The sequence below is a fragment of the Microcystis sp. M53602_WE12 genome (genome assembly GCF_030065455.1).
Taxonomy (GTDB): domain Bacteria; phylum Cyanobacteriota; class Cyanobacteriia; order Cyanobacteriales; family Microcystaceae; genus Microcystis; species Microcystis aeruginosa.
On the sequence record NZ_JASJFB010000387.1, the window covers coordinates 1 to 7,436 of the forward strand.

Here is a 7,436-nt window from a genome sequence, read left to right on the forward strand (position 1 = left end):
AACCCTTATATAGAAAGGCATTTGGCGATTTTTGTCAATTATTTTTGCTCTAGAGCGAACTAATCAATTAAGTCTCTTGCCAGATAAGGATTTAGTCGATTTATGCCCCCCTATCGAACCATACTAAGTAACGAAGAACCTTTCTAGTCAATAATTAGGGCTATTTTCCCCGTCACCGAACCAGTTTCTAGCAGTTGATGGGCGCTGATAGCTGCCGCTAAAGGGAAGGTTTGGGAGAGATGAATAGTTAACTTTTTCTCGTCAATTAAACGCGCCCCTTGTCTGAGAATTTCTGTTTGATATTTTTGCGCTTCTGGCAGTCCCATCAAAGCTGGGGTTAACATTAATTCTAAACTAATCCGCAAATTGCGATCGCGCGCTTCCTTCCAGCTGCCCGTAGGTTCCAAAATCGTCACCATATCGCCGTACACTCGCACCGCTCGGCAAGTTTGGCCAAAAGTTTCCCCTCCCACCGTATCAAAAGCGACATCTACTCCTTTCCCTGCGGTTTGTTGAAGTATCGCCGAGACAAAATCGGTTTGTTTGTATAAAATCGGGTAATCTGCCCCTAATTGCCGCACTAAACGCTCTTTATCGCTATTTCCCACCGTCGTATAAACTTTAGCTCCCCTCAGTTTCGCCAATTGAATCGCGACATGACCAACACCCCCGGCCCCGCCATGGATAAGTACGCTTTGTCCCGACTGAAGACGGGCGCGATCGTAGAGTGCTTCCCAAGCGGTGATTAAAACTAAAGGTACAGCGGCCGCCTCGGCAAAAGAAAGAGATTTCGGCTTGTGGGCCAGATAATCCGCCTCGATCAGGGCATATTCAGCATAATTTCCCGTGCCGGCCTTGCCCAGTCCGCCGTTACAAAAATACACTTCATCCCCGGGGCGAAAATCTTGCACCGCCGCCCCAACGGCCTCGACAATTCCCGCCCCGTCACAGCCCAAAATGGCCGGCATTTGCTCGGGGTAAAAAGTGCCGCGTTTACGAATTTTTGTATCAATAGGGTTGACACCAGCGGCTTTTAATGCTACTAAAACCTGATGCGGTTGACTAATTTTCGGGGTGGGGACTTCCTGAAGCTGTAGGACATCCACGGCGGTCATGAGGATAGCTTTCATTCTGTCTATTCGGGATTAACCCACATTAATGTCTGACCGAATTCTACCGGTTCACCGTTAGCGACGGCGATTTCGACGATTTGCCCGGCCACCTCCGCTTCGATTTCATTCATCAACTTCATCGCTTCGATGATACAGACCGTTTGTCCGACACGGATCCGATCGTTTTTTTCCACGAAAGAGGGTTCATCGGGAGCAGCAGCGCGATAAAAAGTGCCGACCATGGGAGAGGTAATCGCCAGCCATTTTTTATCCATAGCGGCGGCCACGGGTTCGGCAGTGGGGGTTTCTGGGACCGGGGTGGGACCTGCGGCTACCACTGGAGCGGCGACCGGGGCCGTCACCACCGGCAAGGGAGCGGGGAGAGGCCCAAGGGCAGTATTAACGGTTCCTTTGCGGATATTTAGCTCTAAATCTGCACTTTTCAGGCTAAATTCACTGATATCCGTTGCTGCCAATGTTTTGATCAGTTCTCGAATTTCGTTGTAATCAATAGTCACCGCTCTGAAATCCCCTCGCAAATAAAAAGCAACAAATCCAAATTCGCACCCACCAAACTATCGATTTTTCCCATCTAGCGGCTAAGTTTTGGGAAACAGGCTCAGAAACACTGGCTTTAGTCCTAAACCCGTCCCTAAGCCCTCATTTCTGGGCTTCTCATCACAATTATTCCCGTCCCAGATAGGAACCATCCCGAGTGTCCACTTTGATCCTTTCACCGATAGAAATAAACAGGGGAACCATCACCTGCGCTCCCGTTTCTACGATCGCCGGTTTCGTGCCACCGGTGGCCGTATCTCCCTTGACTCCTGGATCCGTATCGGTGATTTCCAAGATTACCGAAGTGGGCAATTCTATGTCTAACACTTGATCATTCCAAAAGAGAATATTGACTTCCATTCCTTCTTTCAGATACTTGGCTCGATCGCCCATTTGTACCGGGGTGAGAGTTGCTTCCTCAAAAGTCTCCATGTCCATGAAGACAAACTGATCGCCTTCTTTGTAGGTGTGCTGCATGGTACGCTTTTCGATCGTGGCCGAGGGTAAGGTTTCCCCCGCCCGGAACGTCCGTTCTACCACGTTGCCGGTCTGAACATTTTTTAACTTGGTTCGCACAAAGGCCGATCCCTTACCCGGTTTGACGTGCAGGAATTCCACCACCCGCCAGACAGAGCCATCTATCTCGATGGTCGTACCGCTCCGAAAGTCGTTACTCGAAATCATGAAATGCTGTTTAGGCCAAGAAAGATCAACATTCCATTTTACATACTTCCTGTACCCGAAAAAACTTTTTTCCCGTCCGTACAGGTAAGGGGGAGGTGGGAGGTGGGGCAAGCAAGGGACAAAAGCTAATCACTTAAGTACCTAATAGCATTTTTCACCCTGAAACCTCGATTTTTAGTACAATATTACTGCAATATTGAAAGCAGTGAACGAGTAAACAGCGATGATCACCGGCGAATTAAAATCCCAAATAGATAGGGTCTGCTGAAAAAGTTTTTCGTGGGGGCAGGGTGTGGGGTGTGGGGTGTGGGGTTTTACCGATTTTGAGGTAGTCAGTTACCTAATTTTCAGGGAAAAAGTCCAGGAATTTTACCCCCGATCCCTCCAATGGTCGGCACTTTTTGAGGAAAAAAAGTCTAAAAGCCTTATCCAACAAGGTTTTTAGATTTATTCAGCAGCCCCTAATTATCCTAGACGTTGATTCTGTTTTCGATTCTTATCCCCCGGAAAAAATATGGTAAAAATGTCGTTTATTTTCTTTTTGTCACCGTTGACAAAATTTCTAAAACCTCAAGGATAAAACTGATAATTGAGATTAATAATTATGGGAAAAAATTACTCTTATCTTGTTAAAACTTACTCTATTTATGCTCAGTAAATATCGTGAGCAAATTCCCGAATCAAAGGGGAAGTGAGAGGAATTTTTATCCTTGGTACTAAAATTAACAATAGGCAGTTTAAATGCAGTACAGCTTATTAACAACTCTAATTAATCTTTTATTAATATATAGCGTTTCCTGTTCGCACTAGGTACATTATCGATGTTGAAAAGCTTAATTAGCAAAGGTTTAAGTGTGCCACACAGGTGTGAGAACCGCTATAACTTCGGTTGACGGAATTGATAAACATCAGCGATCGCCTGTACCCAACCATTAGCAACGGATTCTAATAATCGATCGCCTTTTTCTTTACTTGCATTAGTAGCATCTCCCATCACTCCACTTTTAGTTAATTCCTTAGTTAACCAAGCAAAGGGTAATTTTCCCTCCATAGTTAACAAACTATTTTCTGGCAAACCTTGGGGATATTCTCGGACGGCCCGCTCAATTTTTACCTGTTCTGGCAGTAATGATAACATAATGCTAGTTTCCACATCTCCTGCATGAATACCGTATTCTAATTCATATTCCGAGAATAATTCAGCCGCATTGTGGGGAACTCGCCAAGTGAAAAAAGGAAATACTAAAAAATCGGGATATTGTTGATGAATATCCCTAGCAGCAATTTCCATAACTTGCGGTTGCCCGCCGTGGGAGTTCATTAATACTAACTTGCGAAAACCCGAACGATAGAGACTTTCAGCTATCTCTTGAATGAGGGTTAATAAGGTGGCTGCCGAGAGGGTAATCGTGCCTGGAAAAGACCAATGTTCGTTAGATTTTCCGTAGTAGAGACAGGGTAAAGCGAAAGCGGCGATGTTTGTATCTAATTTCTCGAAAGCTTTGCCTAAAACCCCTAAACTAATGGCAGCATCGACGGCAATAGGTAGATGGGGTCCGTGTTGTTCGATCGCACCGATGGGTTGAATAATTACCACATTTTCCTTATCTGGCATTGAATCTATATCTGTCCAAGTAAGATAGGGAAAATAACGATGTGGGGGAATAAAACCGTGCATCATAATTTTATTGGGGGTGAGGGATTATGCTTGGGGGGAAAAATTACTGTTTATATTGTAATTTTATCACTAATTCTTGGCAAGGTGGCCAATCGTCAACTATCGAGACTATGGAGAGCATCAAGAATACCTATAGGGCCAGACGAGGAAAAAGAAAGAGTCGAAGCGGAGCGAAAAATAAGCGTGGCGCGATTCCGGAGCGTGGCAGCATTGGCCAAGAACAAAACCGCATCGGAAATCAACCCTTGTCACCGAAAAACTTTTCCAAGAGATTCCCCCTGACAAAAGAAAAACCGACCTTTGTGACAAGGCCAAAGAATTTTGTGGACATCAAGAGTTGAGTCAGAAACTAGGAGCAGATTTTTATTTTGCTAATCCTTATCATTTTTGGGAAAGAGGATTAAACCCAGGGTAAGAGTATCTTAAATCCTTGACAAAATGAACTTTATGTGGTTTTCTTCCCCATACCCCACACCCCAACAAACTTTTTGCCGCAAACCCTATGTAACCCTAAAGTTTTATTTACCTTCTCCTACTACAGATTGATAAAATCTTTCTAGACTTTCTACAGAGGTTCGATCGTTAAATACTGTATCGATATTCATTTTAGTATAATCTTTGATTGTTTGTCGCCATTGATTATCTAAACCTAAACGGATAGCAATTTCAATATAGTGATTTTTATCCGTAGCAATTGTCTCGGTTATGCCTAATTTTTTCAAGATAGCATAGGAATGTCTTCCCCGCATAAATTCCCCCGGACAGGTAACAACTGGAAGCTGACAGGCAATTGCTTCTAAGGTGGTATTTCCCCCCGACCAACTTAAGTTATCTAAATAGATGTCTGCTAATAAGTTAAGCTGAAAATAATCATTTTGTTCTAATTGTGGCATCATTACCCCGTAATCTTGCCAATTGAGTCCATACTTATTAAAAGCTTGACTTAATCTCGACTGAAAGCAATGGGTCACAAATTCGCTACGATGACAGATAAAAATAAATTGGCTGTTGGGAACTTGTTGGGCAATTCTAGGGAAAATATCGTCATTTTCTGGCAGATATTTAAATAAACTCTGACAGTTTAAATAGATGATTTTATCCTCGTTTAATCCCATCTCTAAACGAGTTTTTCTCTGGGGAGGAAGGGAAGGTTTGGCATAGGCAATACCTAAATTGGATAAGCGAATTAATTTTTCACTGTAGTGATTATCTCCCTGCGCGGGTTCCATTAATTCACTGGAGATAAAATAATCAATGGTTGGTAATCCTGAGGTGATGGGATGACCCCAAGTTACACATTGTACTGGAGCTAAACGCAATCCTGCTAGTTGGGTAGTGCGAGCATCCATACCAATATCTAAATAAACTAGAATATGTAACTGATTATCTAAAATATGTTGAGCAATTCTTTCTATATTTACCAGATTATCAAACTGATAAAAATATTCACTTTGCTCTTGATATTGTTTGGTAAAATTATCGCAGGTGTTATTAATATCTATTCCATAACAGTAAATTTCAAATTGCTCTCGATTTCGCCACTGCAACCATCCTTGAAACAGTTTCGCTACCGTGTGATGACGCAAGTGAGCAGAAATATAGCCAAGGCGAATTTTTCCCGTCGGTATGGTTAGGTTTTTCACCCAATTAGGAAAGTTGGCTGAGGTAATTTTATAAACTAATTCTCCATATTTTTTTTGTAGTTCTAAATCATTTTTAGCTTGATATTGAAGATAAAAGTTAGTTCTTAATCCAATACTTTTCCAAGCATCCTGCTGTTGATTAGTAGTGGTTAAATCAAGATTAGACAAGATATTATCTAACTGTTTCTCGTAGTTTGATCGATATAGCATAATATCTGCTTGAGTTGTGTAAACTATCGGCATTAACCGCATTAATTCTAACTTCAGGGATAGGTGATCGGGAAGATACTCTAAAGCTGATTTAGTTGCTTGAATTGCCACCTCGATCGGATAATTATTTTGTAGTAACCAAATTAGGCGCAAATGTAAATCAATATTTTCTGGATGATAGTTAATGCCTTTTTTATACACTTCTAAAGCTTGTTTTTCTCCTTTAACAATGAGATAGCAATGGGCGCAATTTAAATAAAAATTGCTGTCCTCTATTTTAATTGCTAATAATTTTTGATAATAGTTTAATGCTAATTGATAGATTTTTCTTTGATAAAAATAATCACCAGAATAAAGATCCGCTCTTTTTTGGTCAGCTTGCAGAATTTCCCAAAGGGAGAGATTTTGACTAATTTCTCCTCTATCTCCTGCCAGTTGTTGAGCCATTTTATAAGCATTTTTTGCCTCTGTCCAAGCTTGTTTAACTAAATAGACATTGCCTAAATTGATATAAAAAGGATAAAAATCACCCTGTTTATTAATTCCCTGCTGATAGAATTTTTCGGCTGACTCTAAGCTAAACGGCGCTTAACCTGCATGATCCAACAGCTATAACCCTTTTGGAGTCTATATCGGTGATCCGAAGTAAAAGCCGTTTAGCTTAGCTGCCCTAGTTTATAAAATAAATTGCCCAGTTTGTTATAAGCATCGATAAAATTGGGATTGAGATCAATCGCTTTTTGATAAGCTGATAAAGCTATACCTAAACGGGATTGTTTTTCTAGCACCATGGCCATAGTATAATGATATAAGGCTTGATTTTCCTCTAAGTTGATGGCTCGTGCCAAACAGTTAAAAGATTCTGTTAGTCGGTTAATTATATAGTATAAATATCCTAAATCGTGCCAGATGTAAGCTAATTGTTCACGCCAAGATAAAATTCTTAAGTAAAAGTCCTCAGCTAAAGTATATTCTTGCCGATTAATAGCCTCTTGCACCTCTTGAAGACAGGAGTTTATCGCAGTCAGGGCATAATTTTCTATCTCTTCATCCCCTTCTATTTCCTCTAATTCTAGCCACTGAAGATAGATTAATTTAGCTTGGCCAAACTGCCAGCAATCAAGATTTCTAATTATCTCTTTTTTGAGCAGCACAATTAAATCCTGACTGGACTCTGATTGTAACAGCCAAAATAAACAAATTTCTTGCGCTGTTGCTTGCTGCTCTAGCAGCAGATAAGCTAATCCCAGATAGGGATAATAATCAGTCACTTCCGGATGAACCGCGAGCGCTTGTTGACAGAATAACAATAATTGATTATAGTCTCCCGATGCTAACATTAGCTCGATCGCTTGTTGGTGATTACTGTTGATCATCGAAAATTTGGGTCTGAAACCCCGTCGTTCTACGACGGCTTTACTGTTAAATATTAGCACATTTACGAAATATATGCTAGTGTGAAAGGACATGGAAAAAGCCTATTCGTTTCGATTTTACCCCACACCAGAACAAGAGTCGCTATTGCGGCGCACATTGGGCTGTGTAAGATTA

Annotated in this window: 5 protein-coding genes and 2 pseudogenes; 2 read left to right on the forward strand and 5 right to left on the reverse strand. The window is 41.5% G+C overall.

Features of this window, described 5'->3' with window-relative positions:
- Positions 1-143: 143 nt before the first annotated feature.
- The 4 genes from PX482_RS13205 to PX482_RS13220 all read right to left on the reverse strand — a co-directional run bounded on the left by PX482_RS13205 (position 144) and on the right by PX482_RS13220 (position 4,035).
- The gene (locus PX482_RS13205) at positions 144-1,130 is read right to left on the reverse strand and encodes a zinc-dependent alcohol dehydrogenase family protein (protein ID WP_288122534.1); all 987 of its coding nucleotides are present in this window, start codon (positions 1,128-1,130) and stop codon (positions 144-146) included.
- Between the two features lie 5 nt (positions 1,131-1,135).
- On the reverse strand, positions 1,136-1,630 hold the full coding sequence (accB, locus tag PX482_RS13210; RefSeq protein ID WP_002762059.1) for an acetyl-CoA carboxylase biotin carboxyl carrier protein: 495 nt from the start codon (positions 1,628-1,630) through the stop codon (positions 1,136-1,138).
- Positions 1,631-1,796: 166 nt separating this feature from the next.
- The gene (gene efp / locus PX482_RS13215; protein ID WP_002762061.1) at positions 1,797-2,354 is read right to left on the reverse strand and encodes an elongation factor P; all 558 of its coding nucleotides are present in this window, start codon (positions 2,352-2,354) and stop codon (positions 1,797-1,799) included.
- Positions 2,355-3,231: 877 nt separating this feature from the next.
- Entirely contained in the window at positions 3,232-4,035 is an 804-nt protein-coding gene (locus PX482_RS13220; protein WP_002762063.1) for a creatininase family protein, read from the reverse strand.
- A 198-nt stretch (positions 4,036-4,233) separates the two neighbouring features.
- On the opposite strand from PX482_RS13220, the pseudogene PX482_RS13225 reads away from it, so the two are divergent.
- Positions 4,234-4,438, forward strand: a pseudogene (locus PX482_RS13225) (IS30 family transposase); the annotation flags it as partial.
- 112 nt (positions 4,439-4,550) lie between these two features.
- On the opposite strand, the pseudogene PX482_RS13230 reads toward PX482_RS13225, so the two are convergent.
- Positions 4,551-7,261: pseudogene (locus tag PX482_RS13230) on the reverse strand (O-linked N-acetylglucosamine transferase family protein).
- Between the two features lie 91 nt (positions 7,262-7,352).
- Between PX482_RS13230 and PX482_RS13240 the strand changes: the two are divergent.
- Positions 7,353-7,436: helix-turn-helix domain-containing protein (locus PX482_RS13240; protein WP_155120112.1), on the forward strand; the 84-nt coding region annotated here is incomplete at its 3' end.

Excerpts from the sequence above, each read along its gene's own strand:
- PX482_RS13205 (WP_288122534.1), bottom strand. The coding sequence starts at position 1,130 with ATGAAAGCTATCCTCATGACCGCCGTGGATGTCCTACAGCTTCAGGAA.
- PX482_RS13220 (WP_002762063.1), bottom strand. The coding sequence starts at position 4,035 with ATGATGCACGGTTTTATTCCCCCACATCGTTATTTTCCCTATCTTACT.
- efp (WP_002762061.1), bottom strand. The coding sequence starts at position 2,354 with ATGATTTCGAGTAACGACTTTCGGAGCGGTACGACCATCGAGATAGAT.